This is a genomic window from Mesorhizobium sp. M0633 (assembly GCF_040320645.1).
Classification (GTDB): Bacteria; Pseudomonadota; Alphaproteobacteria; order Rhizobiales; family Rhizobiaceae; genus Mesorhizobium.
In genome coordinates, this window is the sequence record NZ_JAMYQC010000044.1 from 1 (window position 1) to 20,000 (window position 20,000).

Here is a 20,000-nt window from a genome sequence, read left to right on the forward strand (position 1 = left end):
TCGCGGAGGTGGAGAGCGCATCGCTGGTGCTGGACACCCCGGCCGCACGCCTTGTCGCGCGTGGCGGGGAACGGCCCCTTCTGCTCGACGAAGTCGAAGCGCTCCTGGCGTCGGGGGCGCTCGTGGTGGATGCATGCCGCAATGTCGTGCGGGTCGCAGACAACGTCGTCTCGCTGGCGACCCGCCCGGTGCTGTTCGCGCTGGCCCGCGCGCTGGCCGAAGCCTGGCCGGGGGACGTGGCAAGAGCGACGCTCATTGCGCGCGCTTTCCGCGGAAAGGACGCGGACGAATCACATCGCGCACGGTTACGGGTCGAAGTCGGGCGGCTTCGCGCGGAGCTTCGGAGCTTGGCGGATGTGAGCGCGACGAAGCGGGGCTTTGCGCTGGCCCCGCGCCGCGCAGGTGAGGTCGTCGTGCTGGCGCCACCCGTCGAAGAAGAGCATGCCGCCATGCTCGCCTTCCTCGCCGACGGCGAATCTTGGTCGAGTTCGGCCCTGTCGATTGCGCTTGGAGCCAGTTCGCGTACCGTGCAGCGAGCGCTCGAGCAACTCGCCCAGGCCGGCAAGGTGCAGTCGTTCGGCCGCGGACGGGCGCGTCGCTGGATGACCCCGCCGCTGACGGGTTTCCCGACAATCTTGTTACTCCCCGGCCCACTGCCGGGCTACTAGGATGGAATCATGGAACGATCCGCAGCCGAAATCCTTCGAGAATATGGGCCCTTTCCGGGTGTCGACCAGGTAGACGGCGTTACCTTTGACGGTGAGCATGTCTGGTTTGCCTCAGGCGACAGATTGAACGCCTTCGATCCGGCGAGCGGCAAAGTGGTGCGCTCGATCGACGTCGCGGCACACGCCGGAACGGCCTTCGACGGCCAGCACCTCTATCAGATCGCCGAGGATCGCATCCAGAAGATCGATCCGAAGAATGGCCAGGTGCTGGCGACGATCCCGGCGCCCGGCAACGGCGGTGATTCCGGGCTCGCCTGGGCCGAAGGAACACTCTGGGTCGGGCAGCATCGGGGCCGAAAGATTCATCAGGTCGATCCCGAGACAGGGGCAATCCTTCGCACCATCGTTTCCAACCGCGTCGTCACCGGCGTCAGCTGGGTCGACGGCGAGCTGTGGCATGGCACCTGGGAGGGCGAGGAGAGCGATGTCAGGCGGATCGATCCTGAAACGGGCAAGGTCCTTGAGAAGCTCGATATGCCGCCGGGAACAGGCGTGTCGGGGCTCGAATCCGATGGCGGTGACCAGTTTTTCTGTGGCGGCGGAAACAGCGGCAAGATCAGAGCTGTTCGCCGCCCCAAACGAGGCTCGGCGACCAGGATTTAAGCTTTCCACCCTCTCGGCCGGCCCTCTTGGCCGCCCTGGGTTAGCCTAGGCTCGCTATCAGTTTTTCGAGCAGGCGTGCGAGCATGATCTGCTCCGGGCGTGCTAACCCAGAAAGTATCTGGTGCTCGTTGGCGACGTGAGCGGTAACCGCCTCGTCAATCAACGCCAGACCCTTTTTAGTCAGCTGCACGACAATGCCGCGGCGATCGTCGGGGTGCGGCCCGCGCTTGATCAGACCGGATTTCTCGAGCCGATCGAGGCGGTTGGTCATCGCGCCCGACGTTACCATCGTCGCCTCGTAAAGAGCCGTCGGCGTCAGCGCGTATGGCGGCCCGGAACGACGCAGCGTCGCCAGCACATCGAATTCCCCGGATTGCAGCCCGTAACTTGCAAACAGCGGCGCCAGCCGCTCTCGTGCGATCAGCGAGGCGGCCTCGTTCAACCGTCCGAGCACGGCCATCGGCGAGACATCGAGATCCGGCCGTTCCTTTTTCCATTGCCTGATCGCTTTTGCTGCGCGATCCATGTCTCTCACCGCTATGTATCTTGACGTGAAGAATCTTTACCTTATCTTACCTCAGCTTGCGATATTGGCCAAGTGCCGCGAACGAGCGACGGGACGGTGCGATGAAATTTCTCTGGGACTCGGCGCTTGGCCTTCTGGTTGTCACCGGTGGACTGCTCGGCCTGACGCTGCCGTTCGGCAAGATCGCGACGGCGGCCGGCGTGGCCGCCATGGTCTGGGCCTTCGTCATCTCGCTTGGTGCCGGCGGCGTGCTTTTGTGCGCATTGCTGCTCAACGGGAAGCGCATGCGGCTTACGCCGCACAGGCTGCGCTATTTCTTCGTCACCGCGGCCGTCTCATATGCAATCCCCAATCTGCTGATGTTTTCAGCCATTCCGCATCTGGGCGCCGGCTACAGCGGCATCATGTTCACGCTGTCGCCGGTCGTCACGCTGGTGTTCTCGATGCTGCTCGGCGTCAGGCCCCCGACCATGCTGGGCATCGTCGGCATAGTCGTCGGTTTCGTCGGCGCAGTCATGGTGGCGGTGACGCGCGGCGAAGCGGGCCAGCCGGCCGAATTTTTCTGGGTTGCGATGGGCCTGCTCATCCCGGTCAGCCTCGCCGCCGGCAACATTTACCGCACCGTCGACTGGCCCGAAGGCACCGGCCCGATCGAGCTCGCCGTCGGCAGCCATCTGGCAGCAGCCTTGATGCTGCTTGCCGGCATTCTGGTCGTGCTTGGCGGCAATGCATTCGGCTCGCTCGGCGGCGTGCCGCTGGTCGCCGCGGCACAGGTGGCATCAGCCTCGGCGATGTTCGCCTTCTTCTTCCGCCTGCAAGCGGTCGGCGGCCCGGTCTATCTCAGCCAGATCGGCTACGTCGCGGCGGCGGTCGGGCTGTTTGCCGGGACCCTCTTCCTCGGCGAGCGCTATCAACTGCTGACCTGGGCCGGTGCCGTCATCATCACCGCCGGCGTGTTCATCACCACCAAGGCGCAAAGCCAGAGGCCATAGGGGCCAGAAGGCGTAAGCTTCAGACGGATGCCTTCTCCGCCAGCACCATGTAGTTGACGTCCATGTCCTTCGAGCGCTGCCAGCGGTCGGCGAGCGGGTTGTAGGTGACGCCGGTGCGGTCGATGACGGCCAGGCCGGCGCCGGCAAGCGCCTTTTCCAGTTCCTCGGGGCGCACCAGCTTGCCGAACTGGTGGGTGCCGCGTGGCAGCCAACGCAGCACATATTCGGCGCCGATGATGGCCAGGCCCAGGGCCTTCAGCGTGCGGTTGATGGTGGCGACGAACATGATGCCGCCAGGCTTGACCATCTCGCCGCATTTGGCCAGGAACAGATCGACATTGGCGACATGCTCGACCACTTCCATGTTGAGGATGACGTCGAATTTTTCGCCGGCATCGGCAAGGTCTTCTGCGGTCGTGGCGCGATAATCCACGCTCACGCCGACTTCCGCCGCATGCAGCTTGGCCACTTCGATGTTGGTGGCGGAGGCATCGGCGCCGACCACTTCGGCGCCAAGCCGCGCCATCGGCTCGCACAAAAGCCCGCCGCCGCAGCCGATGTCAAGAAAGCGCAGGCCTTCGAACGGCCGTGCCGCACGCGGATCGCGGCCGAACCGGGCCGCCACCTGGTCGCGGATATAGGCAAGCCGGATCGGGTTGAACTTGTGCAACGGGCGGAACTTGCCGTTCGGGTTCCACCATTCGGCGGCAAGGGCGGAAAAGCGTTCCACCTCTCCGGCATCGATCGTCGATCGTCGGGGCTCTGGCATGGCGTGGTCTCCTCGGACGCTAGGAAGTCGGGCGCGAGGCTGCGAATGTCAAGGCGCGAAATTCACCGCCGGCGGTGCGATGCGCGCGATGCCTTCCGGCGCCGCCTTTTGCCGGCTGCATTTGTGTCAGCACGTGTCAGTTGATGGTGTGCCGGAAGGAAACGCCTAGGCTTTGGCGGACGAAGCAGAGACATCGGGTTCGGAGGAGTGCGCAATGATGCGAGCGGTTGCTTCCATTCTTTGGCGCCGGCTTGACCAGGAAGGCCACGACGCTTGCCTTCTGTCGGAATCGGGCTCTGGGTGGAACCTCAGGGGACAGGCGCTTTTCGTCCAGGACGGCGAGCCGTGCAGCATCGCCTACGAGGCGGACTGCGACGCCGATTGGCATACACGATCGGCGCGCGCCGACGGCTTTCTCGGCACGCAAGAGCTGCATTACAGGATCGACCGGCTGACCGAGCGCCAATGGACGCTGAACGGCGAGCATCAAGCGGAAGTCGACGGTCTCATCGATGTCGATCTCGGCTTCACGCCCGCAACGAACCTTTTGGCGCTTCGCCGTTTTGCCCTCGATGTCGGCACGGCGACGCCCGCCCCGGCGGCCTATCTGACATTTCCCGAACTCAGGCTCGTTCGCCTCGAGCAAACCTATCAGCGCGTCGATGCTGCACATTACGCCTATGCCGCCCCGATGTTCGGCTACCACGAGACACTGGAGGTCTCGCCGCTCGGTTTCGTCCTCGATTATCCGCGCCTGTGGAGAGCCACGGCACAGCTGGGCTGAAGCGAGCGGCATTTGCCAAGAGGCAGTGCAGGCGTGACGCTGTGCTCGTGTGTCGCCTGGCCGGCAGCGGCGGCATGCCTTGCGAAACCGCCATCATTTGGCTAAGGAGGCCGCGCATTGAGCGCCCGGCCACAGCTTGGCGCATTTTTCCGCTTTTCGGCCTTCGGTCCGGCATCCAGTCAAAGGCATTTCGCTTCTATGGCGCGCATCGTGATGAAATTCGGCGGAACCTCCGTCGCCGACATCGCCCGCATCCGCAATGTGGCGCGTCATGTCAAACGCGAGGTCGACGCCGGCCATGAGGTCGCCGTCGTGGTCTCGGCGATGGCCGGCAAGACCAACGAGCTCGTGCAATGGACGCGCGAGGCCTCGCCGATGCACGATGCGCGTGAATATGACGCCGTCGTCGCGTCCGGCGAGCAGGTCACTGCCGGCTTGCTGGCGATCGCGCTGCAGAATATCGGCGTGCATGCCCGCTCCTGGCAAGGCTGGCAGATCCCGATCAAGACCGACAACGCGCATGGCGCGGCGCGCATTCTCGACATCGACGGCGCGTTCTTGATCAAGCGCTTCGGCGAAGGCCAGGTGGCGGTGGTTGCCGGGTTCCAGGGCATCGGGCCGGACAATCGGATCGCAACGCTCGGCCGCGGCGGTTCTGATACCAGCGCTGTCGCCATCGCGGCAGCGGTCAAGGCCGACCGCTGCGATATCTACACCGATGTCGACGGGGTCTACACGACCGATCCGCGCATCGAGCCGAAGGCGCGGCGGCTGGCCAAGATTTCGTTCGAGGAAATGCTCGAAATGGCCTCGCTCGGCGCCAAGGTCCTGCAGGTGCGCTCGGTCGAGCTTGCCATGGTGCACAGGGTGCGTACTTTCGTGCGGTCGTCCTTCGACGATCCCGACGCACCAGGAATGGGGGATTTGCTTAATCCGCCGGGAACGCTTATTTGCGACGAGGAAGAGATCGTGGAACAGCAGGTCGTCACCGGAATTGCCTACGCCAAGGACGAGGCGCAGATTTCGTTGCGCCGCGTCGGCGATCGGCCGGGCGTCGCCGCCGGCATTTTCGGGCCGCTGGCCGAGGCCAACATCAATGTCGACATGATCGTCCAGAATATCTCCGAGGACGGCAAGTTCACTGACATGACCTTCACCGTGCCATCCGGCGACGTCGACAAGGCGCTCGCCGTGCTCGAGCGGCTGAAGGCGACGATCGGCTACGACGTGGTGCAGTCGGAAGCCGGCATGTCGAAGGTCTCGGTCATCGGCATCGGCATGCGCAGCCATGCCGGCGTCGCCGCTACCGCCTTCAAGGCGCTGGCCGACCGCGCGATCAACATCCGCGCCATCACGACGTCCGAAATCAAGATTTCGATCCTGATCGACGGTCCCTATACGGAACTAGCAGTTCGCACTTTGCATTCCGTGTACGGTCTGGATAAGCAGTAGCAGACTGCATCGGCCCGAAAATCGGAATCGATTTTCGGAAGGCAGGATGCAGCGGATCGAAAATCTTGGAGCGGTCTTTATGCGTCCAATTGGACGATGGCGCTCTAATTGAGTTGTTGCGTTTGTGCCGCTGTGCAGGGCAACCTGCACCGGTTGAAACGCTATTGGAGAAGAAGCCGCGATGCGTGATTCGGCCAGTGGCCCGCGCGTTTTGCTGAAACGGCTCCGCGAGCTCATGCAAGAGCCGCTGGAGCCGCAGGAGCGGCTTGACCGAATCGTGCGCGACATCGCCTCCAACATGGTTGCCGAGGTCTGCTCGCTCTATGTGCTGCGCGCCGATTCGGTGCTCGAACTCTACGCCACCGAAGGCCTGAACCCGAACGCCGTCCACCTGGCGCAGCTCAGGCTGGGCCAAGGCCTGGTCGGCACGATCGCGGCCTCGGCGCGGCCGCTCAACCTCTCCAATGCACAGGAGCATCCTGCCTTCGCCTACCTGCCGGAGACAGGGGAAGAAATCTATAATTCCTTCCTCGGCGTGCCGGTGCTGCGGGCAGGGCGGACACTCGGCGTCCTGGTCGTGCAGAACAAGACCATGCGCCATTATCGCGACGACGAGGTCGAGGCGCTGGAAACAACGGCGATGGTGATCGCCGAGATGATCGCCACCGGCGATCTGGAGCGGCTGACAAGGCCCGGCCTCGAGCTCGATCTGCGCCGCCCGGTAAGCTTTACCGGCCTGTCCTTCAACGAAGGCGTCGGTCTCGGCCATGTGGTGCTGCACGAACCGCGCATCGTCGTCACCAATCTTTTCAACGAGGACAGCGAGGAAGAGGTCAGGCGGCTCGACGCGTCGCTCGGCTCGCTCAGGCTCTCCATCGACGACATGCTGGAGCGCCGCGACGTCGCCTTCGAGGGCGAGCATCGCCAGGTGCTCGAAGCCTATCGCATGTTCGCCAACGACCGCGGCTGGGTGCGCCGGCTCGAGGAGGCGATCCGCAACGGCCTGACGGCCGAAGCGGCGGTCGAAAAGGTGCAGAGCGACATGCGTGCCCGCATGCTGCACATGACCGATCCGTATCTGCGCGAACGGATGAGCGATTTCGACGATCTCGCCAATCGGCTGCTGCGGCAGCTGATGGGGCGCGGGCCGGAGGACGTCGCGGCCTCGCTGCCCAAGGACGCCATCATTGTCGCCCGCTCGATGGGTGCTGCGGAGCTGCTCGATTATCCCAGGGACAAGCTGCGCGGGCTGGTGCTGGAGGACGGCGCCGCGACCAGCCATGTCGTCATCGTGGCGCGGGCCATGGGCATACCTGTCGCCGGCCAAATGAAAGGCGCCGTTTCCATGGCGGAAAACGGCGATGCCATCATCGTCGACGGCGAGGAGGGTGCAATCCATCTGCGCCCGCAGCCCGACCTCGAGGCGGCCTATGCCGAGAAAGTGCGTTTCCGGGCGCGGCGGCAGGAGGTCTACCGCGAGCTGCGCAAGAAGCCGTCGGTGACCAAGGACGGTGTCCAGGTCGACCTTCTGATGAATGCCGGGCTGGCGGTCGACCTGCCGCAACTGGCCGAAGCGGGCGCGGCCGGCATCGGCCTGTTCCGCACCGAGCTGCAATTCATGGTCGCCTCGACCTTTCCGCGCGCGGAAGCCCAGGAGCGCTTGTACCGTGACGTGCTCGAGGCGGCGCGCGACAAGCCGGTGACGTTCCGCACCATCGATATTGGCGGCGACAAGGTGCTGCCCTATTTCAAGGGCTCGATCCAGGAGGAGAACCCGGCGCTCGGCTGGCGCGCCATCCGCCTGACGCTCGACCGGCCTGGCCTGCTGCGCACCCAGATCCGCGCGCTGCTCAAGGCGTGCGGCGGGCGCGAACTGAAGCTGATGCTGCCAATGGTGACGGAACTCGGTGAGATCGCGCAGGCGCGCGAGATCATCGATCGCGAGGTCCGGCATTTGTCGCGCTTTGCCCATCATTTGCCGACCAGCCTTAAGGTGGGGGCGATGCTGGAGGTGCCGTCGCTGCTGTTCCAGCTCGACGAGTTGATGAAGGCGGTCGATTTCGTCTCGGTCGGCTCGAACGACCTGTTCCAGTTCGTCATGGCGGTGGACCGTGGCAATACCCAATTGTCCGACCGCTTCGACCCGCTGTCGACGCCGTTCCTGCGTGTTTTGAGGCAAATTGCCGATGCCGGGGCTCGCAACCAGACGCCGGTGACCCTGTGCGGCGAACTTGCCGGCAAGCCGATCTCGGCGATGGCGCTGATCGGCCTTGGCTATCGCTCGATCTCGATGTCGCCGGCATCGATCGGCCCGGTCAAGGCGATGCTGACGGAACTGCCGCTCAGCGAGTTGGAAGCGTTCTTCGACGACAATCTGATGGCGCCGGCGCATGGCCTGCCGATGCGGGCGCTGCTGCAAGCCTTTGCCGACGACCGCTCGATACCGCTGTAGACTTCGCCATGATCAACCTGCCCCGCGACCGTATGGATCAAGTCGTCAAGCGTTTCGACATGCTCGAAGCGCAGATGTCGGCCGGGCCAGCGCCGGACGCCTATGTCAGGATGGCCTCCGAATATGCCGACATCCAGGAGATGGTGGCAAAGATCAGGGCACTGCGCGCCGCGGAGCACGAACAGGGCGATCTGGAGGCGATGCTCGCCGACAAGGGCACCGACGCCGAGATGCGGGCCTTGGCCGAGGCCGACCTGCCGGAGGTCAAGCATCGCATCGAGGCGCTGCAGAAGGACATCCAGATCCTGCTCTTGCCCAAGGATGCCGCCGACGACAAGAACGCCATCCTCGAGATCCGCGCCGGCACCGGCGGCGACGAGGCGGCGCTTTTCGCCGGCGACCTGTTTCGCATGTACGAGCGCTATGCCGCGGCGCATGGCTGGCGTTTCGAGACGGTGTCGGCCAGCGAGGGTGAGGTCGGCGGCTACAAGGAAATCATCGCGACCGTTTCGGGCAAGGGCGTCTTTGCCCATCTGAAGTTCGAATCCGGCGTGCACCGGGTGCAGCGCGTGCCGACGACCGAGGCGGGCGGACGCATTCATACCTCGGCGGCGACGGTCGCGGTGCTGCCGGAAGCCGAAGAGGTCGACATCGAGATCAGGGCCGATGACATCCGCATCGACACGATGCGCGCCTCGGGTTCCGGCGGCCAGCACGTCAACACCACCGATTCGGCCGTGCGCATCACCCATCTGCCGACCGGCATCATGGTGGTGCAGGCGGAAAAGTCGCAGCACCAGAACCGGGCGAAGGCCATGCAGATCTTGCGCGCCAGGCTCTACGACCTCGAGCGCAGCAAGGCGGACGAGGAACGTTCCGAATCGCGCAAGTCGCAGGTCGGCTCGGGCGACCGCTCGGAACGCATCCGCACCTATAATTTTCCGCAGGGTCGCGTCACCGATCATCGTATCAACCTGACGCTCTATAAGCTCGACCGGGTGATGATGGGCGAACTCGACGAGATCATCGACGCGCTGATAGCCGATCACCAGTCGAAGCTGCTCGCCGATATCGGCATCGATGGCTGACAGCCTGCCCGCCACGCTGGCGCCGCTGCTGCGGGAGGCGCGAAACCGGCTCGCCGCAGCCGGGATCGCGGATCCGGCGCTCGATGCCAGGCTGATCGTCGAGCATTTTTCCGGCACCAGTCGCACGCAGGCCATCGCCGATCCCGGGCGCGCTGTCGATACGGACGTGACGGCGGTAATCGAAGCCGCCTTGCGGCGGCGCATCGCCGGCGAGCCGGTACACCGGATCCTTGGCTACCGCGAATTCTATGGCTTGCGCCTTTCGCTTTCGCCGCAAACGCTGGAGCCGCGGCCGGATACCGAAACGCTGGTCGAGGCTATACTGCCCTTTGTCAAGGCAATGGCGGCACGCGAGGGCGACTGCCGCATCCTCGATCTAGGGACCGGTACCGGTGCCATCGCGCTGGCGCTGCTCAGCGCCGTTCCGGCCGCGACCGCCACCGGCGTTGACATTTCGCAGGAGGCGCTGGCCACAGCCATGCGTAATGCCGGGGAATTGGGGCTCGCCGGCCGGTTCACGCCGCTCAAATCCGACTGGTTTGAAAAAGTTTCTGGCCGGTACCATGTAATTGTCGCAAACCCTCCCTATATACCCTCAGACGACATTGGAAATCTGCAGGACGAGGTCCGCGGTTTCGATCCACGCCAGGCCCTCGATGGCGGCGTGGACGGTCTGAGCCCCTACAGGAAGATCGCCGCGGGAGCGGCAGCGTATTTGGAACTCCAAGGCAGGATTGCGGTCGAGATCGGCCATACGCAGCACCAACAGGTTACGGAGATATTCTCCGCGGCCGGGTACCGTTCGGTCGGGGTGTTTCGTGATCTCGGCGGAAACGACAGAGTTCTTGTGTTCGAACGGTGGAAGCCGTGATGCAGTGCGAAAAAAGCGCTTGGCAATACCGGGGAATGCGGCTAGGGTCGCGTTAACCGGATGAGACGAAGCAGGCAGTGCTCTTAGCGATTCGGTTTCCTTGGAAATAGCTGCCTTCTTGCGCAAACGACGCCCAAGCTTCGTGCGGGAATCGTCCGGCAAGTGAAGTAACCGGAACAGGATGGCACGTGGCGCCAACGCAATTGATGCGGGCGAACGCCGGTGAAGGAACGAAACGGCTGGCCGCATGAGCGCCTCCGTTCGTGAAGAGTTTTTCGAAAATTTCAAAGTGAAGAGAGTCTAATGAGGCCACAACAGCAAAACAGGCGCATGCGCGGTCGCAACAACAGTGGCGGCGGCGGCAACAACAATAACAACAACAATCGTAAGGGGCCGAATCCCCTGACGCGTAACTATGAGAGCAACGGCCCGGACGTGAAGATCCGCGGATCGGCTCAGCAGATTGCCGAGAAGTACGCAACCCTTGCCCGTGACGCGCAAAGCTCCGGCGACCGGGTGATGGCGGAAAACTATCTCCAGCATGCAGAGCACTATAACCGCATCATCGCAGCCGCTCAGGCGCAGATGCCGATCCAGAACGCCCAGCAGAATCGCGACGATTTCGACGATGACGGCGACGAGGATCGCGACGAGTTCGACAATGCCGGCAACAACAATGCCAACGAGGCATCGGCTTCGGCCAATCACGGGGCCGGCCCGCAGCCGGTCATCGATGGCACGCCGGCCGAGCTGGCGCTGAACCAGGAAAACAGCCGCGACAATCGGGGCGGCCGCGACAACCGTGACGGCCGCGACAACAATGGCGGACGCCACCGCGACCGTCGCCCCAATGGCGGTTACGGCCAGAACGGCCAGCGCGGCGAGTATGGCGCGCGCGGCGAGCAGGGCGGCCAGCGCGTCGAACAGCCACGGCGCGACGAGACGCCGGCGCAGGCGGAGCCCGTACCGGCCGCTGAGCCGGTCTTTGTGAGCGAGCCCGCACCGCAATTCGAAAACCTTTCGCCGGCGGGTCTCGCCGCCCAGGCCGAGCTCAACGAAGCCGCGGCCGAAAACAGCCCGGCACGCCGCCCCAGGCGTCCGCGCCGTCCGCGCCTCGATGTCGAACAGGCAAATGGCGGCAACGACAATGCCGGCCCTGACAGTGCCGAAGCTGGCAAGGTCGATGCAGCGCCGGCTGAAGACGCTGGCGGTCAACCTATTATTGCCGATGTCGAGAATTGATCGAAGAAACGTTCAGGCGATCTTAGCGCATCGTTTACCCTAGGCGGCGGAGAGAAATCTCCGCCGTTTTTGTTTGCGCGCTCGGAATATTATGCGTTCGCCAGTGTCGAGTCTTGAGGGTCCGTGGTTTGCGTCCCATATCTTGCGTGAACAGGATCCGGCTCGAACGGGCGGGTCCGTCACCGCAATCTGATCCGGTGCCGCGAAGCGGGCCGGTGACGGAAGGAGACAGGCATGAATCTTGAAAAATATTCCGAGCGCGTGCGCGGCTTTATCCAGTCCGCGCAAACCATGGCGCTCTCCCGCAGCCACCAGCAATTCACCCCCGAGCATATCCTCAAGGTCCTTGTCGATGACGACGAGGGCCTGGCTGCGTCGCTGATCGAGCGCGCCGGCGGCAATGTCCGTGACGTCAAGCTCGGCGTCGAAACGGCACTGGAGTCAATGCCCAAGGTCGAGGGCGGCAATGGCCAGCTCTATCTGGCGCAGCCGCTGGCAAAGGTGTTTTCGACCGCCGAGGAACTGGCCAAGAAGGCCAGTGACAGCTTCGTTACCGTCGAACGGCTATTGCAGGCGCTGGCCATGGAAAAATCGGCCAAGACCGCCGACATCCTGTCCAAGGCGGGTGTCACGCCGCAGGCGCTGAACCAGGTCATCAACGACGTACGCAAAGGTCGCACTGCCGATTCGGCGAGCGCCGAGCAGGGCTACGACGCGCTGAAGAAATACGCGCGCGACCTGACGGCGGACGCCCGCGCGGGCAAGCTCGATCCGGTCATCGGCCGCGACGACGAAATCCGCCGCACCATCCAGGTGCTGTCGCGCCGCACCAAGAACAACCCAGTGCTGATCGGCGAACCCGGCGTCGGCAAGACGGCGATCGCCGAAGGGCTGGCGCTGCGCATCGTCAATGGCGATGTGCCGGAATCGCTCAAGGACAAGCAGCTGATGGCGCTCGACATGGGGTCGCTGATCGCCGGCGCCAAATACCGCGGCGAGTTCGAGGAGCGGCTGAAGGCGGTGCTTTCCGAAGTCACGTCTGCCGCCGGCGGCATCATTCTGTTCATCGACGAGATGCACACGCTTGTCGGTGCCGGCAAGGCGGATGGCGCCATGGACGCGTCGAACCTGCTGAAGCCGGCGCTCGCCCGCGGCGAACTGCATTGTGTCGGCGCAACCACGCTCGACGAATACCGCAAGCATGTCGAGAAGGATGCGGCCCTTGCCCGCCGCTTCCAGCCGGTCTTCGTCAATGAGCCGACGGTCGAAGACACCGTCTCGATCCTGCGCGGCCTGAAAGAGAAATACGAGCAGCACCACAAGGTGCGCATCTCGGATTCGGCACTGGTCGCGGCCGCAACCCTGTCCAACCGCTACATCGCCGACCGCTTCCTGCCGGACAAGGCGATCGATCTCGTCGACGAGGCCGCCTCGCGGCTCCGCATGCAGGTCGATTCGAAGCCCGAGGCGCTGGACGAGATCGACCGCCGCATCATGCAGCTCAAGATCGAGCGCGAGGCGCTGAAGGTCGAGAAGGACGATGCCTCGAAGGACCGGCTCGCGCGGCTCGAGAAGGAACTCTCGAACCTCGAGGAGGAATCGACCGAGCTGACCTCGAAATGGCAGGCCGAGAAGCAGAAGCTCGGGCTTGCCGCCGACCTCAAGAAGCAGCTCGACGAGGCGCGCAACGAACTTGCCATTGCCCAGCGCAAGGGCGAATTCCAGCGCGCCGGCGAACTTGCCTATGGCAAGATCCCGGAACTCGAAAAGCAGCTGAAGCAGGCCGAAGCCAGGGATGGCAAGGCCGGCATGGTCGAGGAAGTGGTCGGTCCCGATCACGTCGCCCATATCGTCTCGCGCTGGACGGGGATCCCGGTCGACAAGATGCTGGAAGGCGAGCGCGACAAGCTGTTGCGCATGGAAGACGAGGTCGGCAAGCGCGTCGTCGGCCAGGGCGAGGCGGTGCAGGCAGTGTCGAAAGCCGTGCGCCGTGCGCGCGCCGGCCTTCAGGACCCGAACCGGCCGCTCGGCTCGTTCATGTTCCTCGGACCGACGGGCGTCGGCAAGACCGAATTGACCAAGGCGCTGGCCAGCTTCCTGTTCGACGACGAGAGCGCCATGGTGCGCATCGACATGTCGGAGTTCATGGAGAAGCACTCGGTCGCCCGGCTGATCGGCGCGCCTCCCGGCTATGTCGGCTATGAGGAAGGCGGCGCGCTGACCGAAGCGGTGCGGCGCCGGCCCTATCAGGTCGTGCTGTTCGACGAGATCGAGAAGGCGCATCCTGATGTCTTCAACGTGCTGCTGCAGGTGCTCGACGACGGCCGGCTGACCGATGGGCAGGGCCGCACGGTCGATTTCCGCAACACGCTGATCATCATGACATCGAACCTCGGCGGCGAATATCTGGTCAATCTCGGCGAGGACCAGGATGTCGACGTCGTGCGCGACGAGGTGATGAATGTCGTCAGGGCTTCGTTCCGGCCGGAATTCCTCAACCGCATCGACGAGGTAATCCTGTTCCACCGGCTGCGCCGCCAGGATATGGGTCGTATCGTCGAGATACAGCTCAAGCGCCTGGAAAACCTGCTTGTCGACCGCAAGATCGCGCTTTCGCTCGATCAGGAGGCGATCGACTGGCTGGCGGCCAAGGGTTACGACCCGGCCTATGGCGCGCGGCCGCTGAAGCGGGTGATGCAGAAGGAATTGCAGGACCCCCTGGCGGAAAAGATCCTGCTCGGCGAGATCCTCGACGGCTCAACCGTCAAGGTCACCGCCGGCTCCGACCGCTTGAACTTCCGCTCGAAGCCCGCGGTCGTGGCAACCGAGGCAGCCGCCTGAGCTCAAGCCAAGAGCCTGTTCCATCCCGATCGAATCGGGATGGAATTCCTGTCTTCAATCTCGACCATGATCCTTTCCGAAAAACCGGCATACCCTTTTGTTACGCCGGCCTTCGGTTCATGGTCCAACATCACTGGCGGGGCGCAGATGACGCTGGACGACTATAACAGCTTCTGCGCCTCGCTGCCTTCGGCGACCCATGTCGTGCAGTGGGGCGGCGCCCATGTCTGGAAGGTCGGCGGCAAGGTCTTCGCGATCGGCGGCTGGAGTGAGGGCAAGGAGCCGTTCGTTACCTTCAAATGCTCCGACATCGCCTATGACGTGCTGAGGGAGCAGCCGGGCCTTCGGCCCGCGCCCTATCTTGCCTCACGCGGCATGAAATGGATCCAGCGCCAGACCGGCGAAAGCATGGATGATGGCGCGCTGAAGGATTACCTGCGCGAAAGCCACCGTCTTGTCGTGCTGAAGCTGACGAAGCAGGCGCGCAAGGAATTGGGACTCGCTGCCGGTTAATCGGTCAGAAATCCGCCATCTTCATGCCCGGTTCATATTGGAACCTTATCGTTGGCAACTGATTTGCTGGCGAAGGGGTTCGCCTACCACATCGGCCCGAAATCGAGTTTTGATTTTCGCAAAGCACGATGCGGAGATTTAAAGCGTTAGAGCGTCCTTTGCGCGTCGAAAAAGACGCGCGGCGCTTTGAAGAGACAATGCCGGCGGCGGCAATTACGGACCGGAGAATTTGGCCATCATGTTGCGCACCATCTTCACCCTTTCAGCGCTTGCTGCCGGGCTGCTGGCGTCGAATGCGATGGCCTCGCCAATAGTGGATACCGCGCCACGGGTGGTTCGTGCCGCCAATGGCGGCGGCATTCTTGTCGCCCAGAACGGCAATCTCGATATCTACTACGATGCCAGGGGAAACCGCGTCATCGTCGATGCGGAGACCGGCAAGGTCATCGCCATCCAGCCGCCGCAGACCAGGCTCGACCGCCGCGCCTTGCGCCGCGAGCGCTTGCGCAATCTCGGACCGGTCGAGGACGACCGCTATTATCTCGACGACCCGCAGGACATGGCGCGCTACCGCCGCAGGCAGTTGGAAGACGAGGGCAGGATCATCGTGCCGCCGGCCGACGACTACGATCTTAATGGCGACAATTCGGTGGAAGCCTTCCCCGAAGCGCCACGGGATGACGGCTACGGCAACGGTTATCCGGAGGCAGCGCAGCCGGTGAGGCCGCGCACCATCGAGCGCCAGCCGCTCAACGAGGCCTCGATCGAGCCGGTCGAGCCGACGGTGCCGAACGAGCAGGCGGCCTTACCGCCAGACACAGCCCCGCCGCCAAGCACTGGCGGCAAGACGGCGGTCGACCCGTCGCTTGCGCTCGGCGCCCGCGAGGACGTGGCGGTACTGCAGGTGCTGCTCGACCGTGCCGGTGCATCGCCCGGCGTCATCGACGGACGCTTCGGCTCGAATGTCGACAAGGCGCTCGCCGCCTATAATGAGATCACCGGCAGCAATCTGAAATCGACCGACGCAATCGGCATCCAGGCGGCCCTGGCGCAATCCGGCGGCGATGCCTTCGCCTCCTATACGATCACGCCCGAGGATGCGGCCGGTCCCTATGTCGCCTCGATACCGGAGGACTACAGCCAAAAGGCCCAGCTCGATCGGATGGGCTACACGTCGGTACCCGAAGCGCTGGCCGAGCGCTTCCATATGGATGAAACCTATCTGAACAAGCTCAATCCGGACGCCAATTTCAATCGTCCGGGCACCATCATCAAGGTCGCCAATTTCGGCAGGCTGGTGGCGACGCCGGTGGCGCGCATCATCGCCGACAAGTCCAATAAGCAGGTCCGCGCCTATGATGCGGCGGGCAAGCTGGTCGCAGCCTATCCGGCGACTATCGGCTCGTCCGACACGCCGTCGCCGTCCGGCACGCATGCGGTGTCGCGTGTCGCATTGGACCCGAACTACACCTACAACCCGAACATCAATTTCAAGCAGGGCGAAAACGACAGGATCCTGACCATCCCGCCGGGGCCGAACGGCCCGGTCGGCTCGGTCTGGATTGCGCTGGACAAGCCGACCTACGGCATTCACGGCACGCCGGATCCGTCCAAGATCGGCAAGACCGAAAGCCATGGCTGCGTGCGGCTGACCAATTGGGACGCGCGCGAGCTTGCCAAGATCGTGACGCCCGGCGTTATCGTGGAGTTCGTCGACTAAAGCGCAACGCCTTCGCCCGAATCACCCGATGACCTTGCGCAGCAGTGGCGCGCGCAGCGCTGCGGCATAGATCAGCTGCACCACCAGGATGAAGCCGACGCTGAGCAACGGGCTGATCAGGCAGAGTGCAGCGCCGACGGCCCACAGGATCTGTGCCTTGACGATGCGCAGATAGACCGTTCGGGTGGTCTCCGCGTCGACACCTTCGGCCAGAAATCCGTTTTTGTCCGCGTAGCGCCAACTGGCGAGCAGCGTCAGTCCGAGCATCAAAAGATTGAACCAGTAGACGAGCACCGCAGTCCTGAATTCGAGGAAGTCGGCGAGAAGGTCGGTCGAGAACGGCAGCAAGGCGATGAAGCCGAGGAAACAGAGGTTCAGCGTGGCAAGCCGCCGGTCGGATTTTGCAATCAGCCCGTGTTGCGCCTGCTGGCCGAACCAGAAGATGGTCAGCGTCAGGAAGCTGAGCGCATAGGTCAGGAAGCGCGGCGCCAGTGCTGTGATCGCTGTGATCAACTCGCGTTCGGAATGCACCGTTTCATGCGCCGGCACCCTGATCTCGAGAACGATCAGGGTGAGCGCGATGGCGAACACGCCGTCGGTGATGCCGACGACGCGCCCGCGTCCTTCCGCCGAGGGTTCGAGCGGTCGTTTCATGCGGTATTTCCCCCTTGTCTGTAGCGCTGCGAGAAGCTTAGCACGGCACTTGCCGTTTGCACCCTGAGCGGCGTGATCCTGCCTGTGTGGCCAGGTTGGGCCTGGTTTCAACGAGAACAGCGTGCTGGCCGGTTGTCGCCGGCGCGCCGGCGATCTAGGTAAGGCGGCATGCACACGCCAACCAAAGTCGGTACCGGCGCCGTTCCCCTGACCGGCTCACTTCCCGCCGATACGTTCTGTCCGCAGGCGCAGCGGCGGTTCGTGCTGATCGCCGCGATCCTGGCTTCTGCCCTCGGCTTTATCGACGGGTCGGTCCTGGCCATTGCGACGCCGGCGATCCGCGTCGACCTCGGCGCCAGCCTCGCCGAGGCACAATGGATTTCCAATGCCTACGCATTGACACTCTCGGCCCTCATTCTCGTCGGCGGCGCCGCCGGCGATCGCTTCGGCCTGCGCCACTCCTTCGTCGCCGGCATCGTCCTGTTCATTGCCGCCTCGCTTGCCTGCGCGCTGGCGCCTAACCCGGCGGTGCTTATTGCGTTTCGGGCTATCCAGGGTGTCGGAGCGGCCATCATGGTGCCGGGCAGCCTGGCCATTATCGCCAAAGCCTATCCGAAAAAGGAACGCGGCCGGGCGATCGGCATCTGGGCCGCAGCATCGGCCCTGACGACCGCGCTCGGCCCGGTGCTGGGCGGCTTCGTGCTGTCGGCGTTCGGCGACGGCATCTGGCGGGCGATCTTCGCCATCAATCTGCCGCTCGGCCTTATCTCGGTCTATCTTCTGCTGGCCAAGGTCCCTGCCGACGCGCCGGCGGAAAAGCGCAGCCTCGATCTCGGCGGCGCTGCACTCGCCATATTGGCGTTCGGAGCTCTCGCTTACGGTCTGACCTCGATGAGCGGCGACGGGGAGGGGCTGATGTCCGGCCCGAGTATTGCCGCCGGTGCGGTTTTGCTCGTCGTGTTCATCGTCTTCGAGCGCCGGCGGCGCGAGCCGATGATCGATCTGTCGTTGTTTCGGATCGGCGCGTTCGCGGGCGCCAATGTGGCGACCTTCTTCCTTTATTTCGCGCTGTCGGCCAATCTGTTCTATCTGCCGATGCTCATGATCGCCGGATGGGGGCTGAGCGCGGCCGAGGTCGGTTTCATCTTCCTGCCGCTGTCGGCATTGATCGCAGTGTTGTCCGGACCGGTCGGCCAGTGGTCCGACCGCATCGGGCCTCGCTTTCCGATCGCCAGCGGCAGTCTGGTTGTGGCTCTTGCCTTTGCCGGACTTGCCTTGCTGGCCTATTGGGGCATCCACAATTTCTGGATCGGGGTATTCCCGCTGATGGCTCTGATGGGGTTCGGCATGGCGCTGGTGGTATCGCCGCTGTCGACCGCCGTCATGACGGCGGTCGAGGACAAGGATACGGGTGCGGCCTCGGGCATCAACAACGCCGTCTCGCGCATCGGCGGCCTGATTGCCGTGGCGGCGATGGGATCGCTGGCGGCCTGGGTCTATGCTGGCGTGCTCGGCACCGCTGCCGGCTCCGGCATTCCGGGTTTCGGCGAACCGCCGCCAGCCGGCCTGGCGCCCGGCCTCGATACGGCACGACTTGCCGCCAGCGACGCGGCATTCGCCGCCGTTGCCGCGGTGACCGCGCTGCTTTGCCTGTTTTCGGCAATCACCGCGTGGACGACGGTTTCCGGCGAGCGGCTGCCATGGGCGCGCGACACGGCGAATCAGCAGGGCTGACGACGAAAAACGTCGGCTCAGCCTTCGATCTTGGCGCTCGCGACCTTCAACTGATTGCTGTCTTCCTGCTTGAGCAGGTCGTCGATGCGTTCGCGCTCGCGCTTGAAGGCGACGAGGTCGTCGCCCTTCAGCGTCTTACCGACCGGTAGGCGGACGCGCATCGAATCGACCTTTGTGCCGTTGACGATCAGTTCGTAATGAAGATGCGGACCGGTGGAGAGGCCGGTTGAGCCGAGATAGCCGATAACCTGACCCTGGCGAACGCGAACACCCGGCTCGATGCCTTTGGCAAAGGCGCTCTGGTGATTGTAGGACGTCTCGTAGCCATTGGCGTGACGCAAGATGATCTGCTTGCCATAGCCGCCGGCCCAGCCGGCCTTTTCGACGACGCCGTTGCCCGCGGCAATGATCGGCGATCCCACGGGAGCTGCCCAGTCGGTGCCGGTGTGCATTTTCACATACCCCAAAATGGGGTGACGCCTGGCACCGAACCCGGACGTAAACCGGCCATTGGGCAAGGGATTGCGCAGCAGAAACTGCTCGGCGCTGCTGCCGTTTTCGTCGAAGTAGTCGGTGCTGCCGTCCTGCATCTGGAAACGATAGAAATTTCGTGTCGTGCCGCCGAAAGTCGCGGAGACGTAAAGCAGCTCGGATTCGTCAGACGCCTGGTCGTCGCCATCGGGCTGCGAGAACAGCACCTCGATGCGGTCCGTGGGATTGAGGCGCGACTGAAAGTCGACACTGGATGCCAGCAACTTGATCAGCCGTTGCGTCATCGCCTTGGACATGCCGTAGGAATAGGCGGTGCGGTAGATGCCGTCATAGATGTTCGGCAGATTGCCGCGCACTATGGGCGCAGGCGAATCGTCGAACGCCGTCAGCAATTCGGGATTTGGCTCCGGCTCCTGCGCCGGCACGTACTGGTCGTGGTCGTCGAGCGCGATGGTGACGATGTGCTGGGTCCTGTCGTACACGCTGGTGCGAACGATCTTGGCGGCGTCGCCATGGACCTCGAGCCCAACGCGCAGCAC

The 20,000-nt window shown here is 63.9% G+C and carries 17 protein-coding genes (1 of these 17 running past the window's edge); 13 read left to right on the top strand and 4 right to left on the bottom strand.

Features of this window, described 5'->3' with window-relative positions; all coding sequences use genetic code 11:
• Both NKI47_RS30680 and NKI47_RS30685 read left to right on the top strand, forming a co-directional pair.
• Nucleotides 1-668 (top strand): winged helix-turn-helix domain-containing protein (locus tag NKI47_RS30680; protein ID WP_502898104.1); only part of this gene is annotated, 668 nt, incomplete at its 5' end.
• A gap of 9 nt (nt 669-677) precedes the next feature.
• Entirely contained in the window at nt 678-1,331 is a 654-nt protein-coding gene (locus tag NKI47_RS30685; RefSeq protein ID WP_352594813.1) for a Vgb family protein, read from the top strand.
• A 40-nt stretch (nt 1,332-1,371) separates the two neighbouring features.
• Here NKI47_RS30685 and NKI47_RS30690 read toward each other — a convergent pair whose 3' ends face one another.
• Nucleotides 1,372-1,857, bottom strand: a complete 486-nt coding sequence (locus NKI47_RS30690) for a MarR family winged helix-turn-helix transcriptional regulator (protein WP_352594815.1) — start codon at nt 1,855-1,857, stop codon at nt 1,372-1,374.
• Nucleotides 1,858-1,958: 101 nt separating this feature from the next.
• On the opposite strand from NKI47_RS30690, the gene NKI47_RS30695 reads away from it, so the two are divergent.
• Entirely contained in the window at nt 1,959-2,849 is an 891-nt protein-coding gene (locus tag NKI47_RS30695; RefSeq protein ID WP_352594818.1) for a DMT family transporter, read from the top strand.
• A gap of 19 nt (nt 2,850-2,868) precedes the next feature.
• On the opposite strand, the gene ubiG is transcribed toward NKI47_RS30695, so the two are convergent.
• Nucleotides 2,869-3,618 (bottom strand): bifunctional 2-polyprenyl-6-hydroxyphenol methylase/3-demethylubiquinol 3-O-methyltransferase UbiG, encoded by a 750-nt coding sequence (gene ubiG, locus NKI47_RS30700; protein WP_352594821.1) that lies wholly within the window; start codon nt 3,616-3,618, stop codon nt 2,869-2,871.
• A gap of 214 nt (nt 3,619-3,832) precedes the next feature.
• On the opposite strand from ubiG, the gene NKI47_RS30705 reads away from it, so the two are divergent.
• The 9 genes from NKI47_RS30705 (at nt 3,833) to NKI47_RS30745 (ending at nt 16,581) form a co-directional block, all read left to right on the top strand.
• A complete protein-coding gene (locus NKI47_RS30705) occupies nt 3,833-4,402 on the top strand; it encodes a putative glycolipid-binding domain-containing protein (RefSeq protein WP_352594824.1) in 570 nt (189 codons plus the stop codon).
• Nucleotides 4,403-4,600: 198 nt separating this feature from the next.
• Complete coding sequence (locus NKI47_RS30710; RefSeq protein WP_254816709.1) at nt 4,601-5,854, top strand: aspartate kinase; 1,254 nt, start codon at nt 4,601-4,603, stop codon at nt 5,852-5,854.
• Between the two features lie 181 nt (nt 5,855-6,035).
• Nucleotides 6,036-8,306 (top strand): phosphoenolpyruvate--protein phosphotransferase, encoded by a 2,271-nt coding sequence (gene ptsP / locus NKI47_RS30715; RefSeq protein WP_352594827.1) that lies wholly within the window; start codon nt 6,036-6,038, stop codon nt 8,304-8,306.
• A gap of 8 nt (nt 8,307-8,314) precedes the next feature.
• Nucleotides 8,315-9,394 carry a peptide chain release factor 1 gene (gene prfA, locus NKI47_RS30720; RefSeq protein WP_352594829.1) on the top strand — a complete coding sequence of 360 codons (1,080 nt, stop codon included), beginning with the start codon at nt 8,315-8,317 and terminating at the stop codon, nt 9,392-9,394.
• Nucleotides 9,387-10,265, top strand: a complete 879-nt coding sequence (prmC, locus tag NKI47_RS30725) for a peptide chain release factor N(5)-glutamine methyltransferase (protein WP_352594832.1) — start codon at nt 9,387-9,389, stop codon at nt 10,263-10,265. The genes prfA and prmC overlap by 8 nt, the downstream gene beginning before the upstream one ends.
• A gap of 330 nt (nt 10,266-10,595) precedes the next feature.
• Nucleotides 10,596-11,507, top strand: coding sequence for a DUF4167 domain-containing protein (locus tag NKI47_RS30730; RefSeq protein WP_352594834.1), 912 nt, complete (start codon nt 10,596-10,598; stop codon nt 11,505-11,507).
• Nucleotides 11,508-11,741: 234 nt separating this feature from the next.
• Nucleotides 11,742-14,348 (top strand): ATP-dependent chaperone ClpB, encoded by a 2,607-nt coding sequence (clpB, locus tag NKI47_RS30735; RefSeq protein ID WP_352594836.1) that lies wholly within the window; start codon nt 11,742-11,744, stop codon nt 14,346-14,348.
• A 147-nt stretch (nt 14,349-14,495) separates the two neighbouring features.
• Nucleotides 14,496-14,861, top strand: coding sequence for an MmcQ/YjbR family DNA-binding protein (locus tag NKI47_RS30740; protein WP_352456638.1), 366 nt, complete (start codon nt 14,496-14,498; stop codon nt 14,859-14,861).
• A gap of 238 nt (nt 14,862-15,099) precedes the next feature.
• A complete protein-coding gene (locus NKI47_RS30745) occupies nt 15,100-16,581 on the top strand; it encodes a L,D-transpeptidase family protein (RefSeq protein ID WP_352594839.1) in 1,482 nt (493 codons plus the stop codon).
• Between the two features lie 21 nt (nt 16,582-16,602).
• Here NKI47_RS30745 and NKI47_RS30750 read toward each other — a convergent pair whose 3' ends face one another.
• On the bottom strand, nt 16,603-17,235 hold the full coding sequence (locus tag NKI47_RS30750; protein WP_023675159.1) for a TMEM175 family protein: 633 nt from the start codon (nt 17,233-17,235) through the stop codon (nt 16,603-16,605).
• A gap of 168 nt (nt 17,236-17,403) precedes the next feature.
• Here NKI47_RS30750 and NKI47_RS30755 point away from each other — a divergent pair, with 168 nt between their 5' ends.
• Nucleotides 17,404-18,969: an MFS transporter gene (locus NKI47_RS30755; RefSeq protein WP_352594842.1), complete on the top strand. Its 1,566-nt coding sequence runs from the start codon at nt 17,404-17,406 to the stop codon at nt 18,967-18,969.
• Nucleotides 18,970-18,986: 17 nt separating this feature from the next.
• Here NKI47_RS30755 and NKI47_RS30760 read toward each other — a convergent pair whose 3' ends face one another.
• Nucleotides 18,987-20,000 carry the 3' portion of a M23 family metallopeptidase gene (locus tag NKI47_RS30760; protein ID WP_352594845.1) on the bottom strand. The gene runs 945 nt beyond the window's last position, so 1,014 of the gene's 1,959 nt are visible here — the last part of the coding sequence; its start codon lies beyond the right edge, outside the window — the gene reads right to left on this strand; its stop codon occupies nt 18,987-18,989.

Coding starts and splice junctions, on each gene's coding strand:
- NKI47_RS30685 (WP_352594813.1), top strand. CDS start 678: ATGGAACGATCCGCAGCCGAAATCCTTCGAGAATATGGGCCCTTTCCG.
- NKI47_RS30690 (WP_352594815.1), bottom strand. CDS start 1,857: ATGGATCGCGCAGCAAAAGCGATCAGGCAATGGAAAAAGGAACGGCCG.
- NKI47_RS30695 (WP_352594818.1), top strand. CDS start 1,959: ATGAAATTTCTCTGGGACTCGGCGCTTGGCCTTCTGGTTGTCACCGGT.
- ubiG (WP_352594821.1), bottom strand. CDS start 3,618: ATGCCAGAGCCCCGACGATCGACGATCGATGCCGGAGAGGTGGAACGC.
- NKI47_RS30705 (WP_352594824.1), top strand. CDS start 3,833: ATGATGCGAGCGGTTGCTTCCATTCTTTGGCGCCGGCTTGACCAGGAA.
- NKI47_RS30710 (WP_254816709.1), top strand. CDS start 4,601: ATGGCGCGCATCGTGATGAAATTCGGCGGAACCTCCGTCGCCGACATC.
- ptsP (WP_352594827.1), top strand. CDS start 6,036: ATGCGTGATTCGGCCAGTGGCCCGCGCGTTTTGCTGAAACGGCTCCGC.
- prfA (WP_352594829.1), top strand. CDS start 8,315: ATGATCAACCTGCCCCGCGACCGTATGGATCAAGTCGTCAAGCGTTTC.
- prmC (WP_352594832.1), top strand. CDS start 9,387: ATGGCTGACAGCCTGCCCGCCACGCTGGCGCCGCTGCTGCGGGAGGCG.
- NKI47_RS30730 (WP_352594834.1), top strand. CDS start 10,596: ATGCGCGGTCGCAACAACAGTGGCGGCGGCGGCAACAACAATAACAAC.
- clpB (WP_352594836.1), top strand. CDS start 11,742: ATGAATCTTGAAAAATATTCCGAGCGCGTGCGCGGCTTTATCCAGTCC.
- NKI47_RS30740 (WP_352456638.1), top strand. CDS start 14,496: ATGACGCTGGACGACTATAACAGCTTCTGCGCCTCGCTGCCTTCGGCG.
- NKI47_RS30745 (WP_352594839.1), top strand. CDS start 15,100: ATGTTGCGCACCATCTTCACCCTTTCAGCGCTTGCTGCCGGGCTGCTG.
- NKI47_RS30750 (WP_023675159.1), bottom strand. CDS start 17,235: ATGAAACGACCGCTCGAACCCTCGGCGGAAGGACGCGGGCGCGTCGTC.
- NKI47_RS30755 (WP_352594842.1), top strand. CDS start 17,404: ATGCACACGCCAACCAAAGTCGGTACCGGCGCCGTTCCCCTGACCGGC.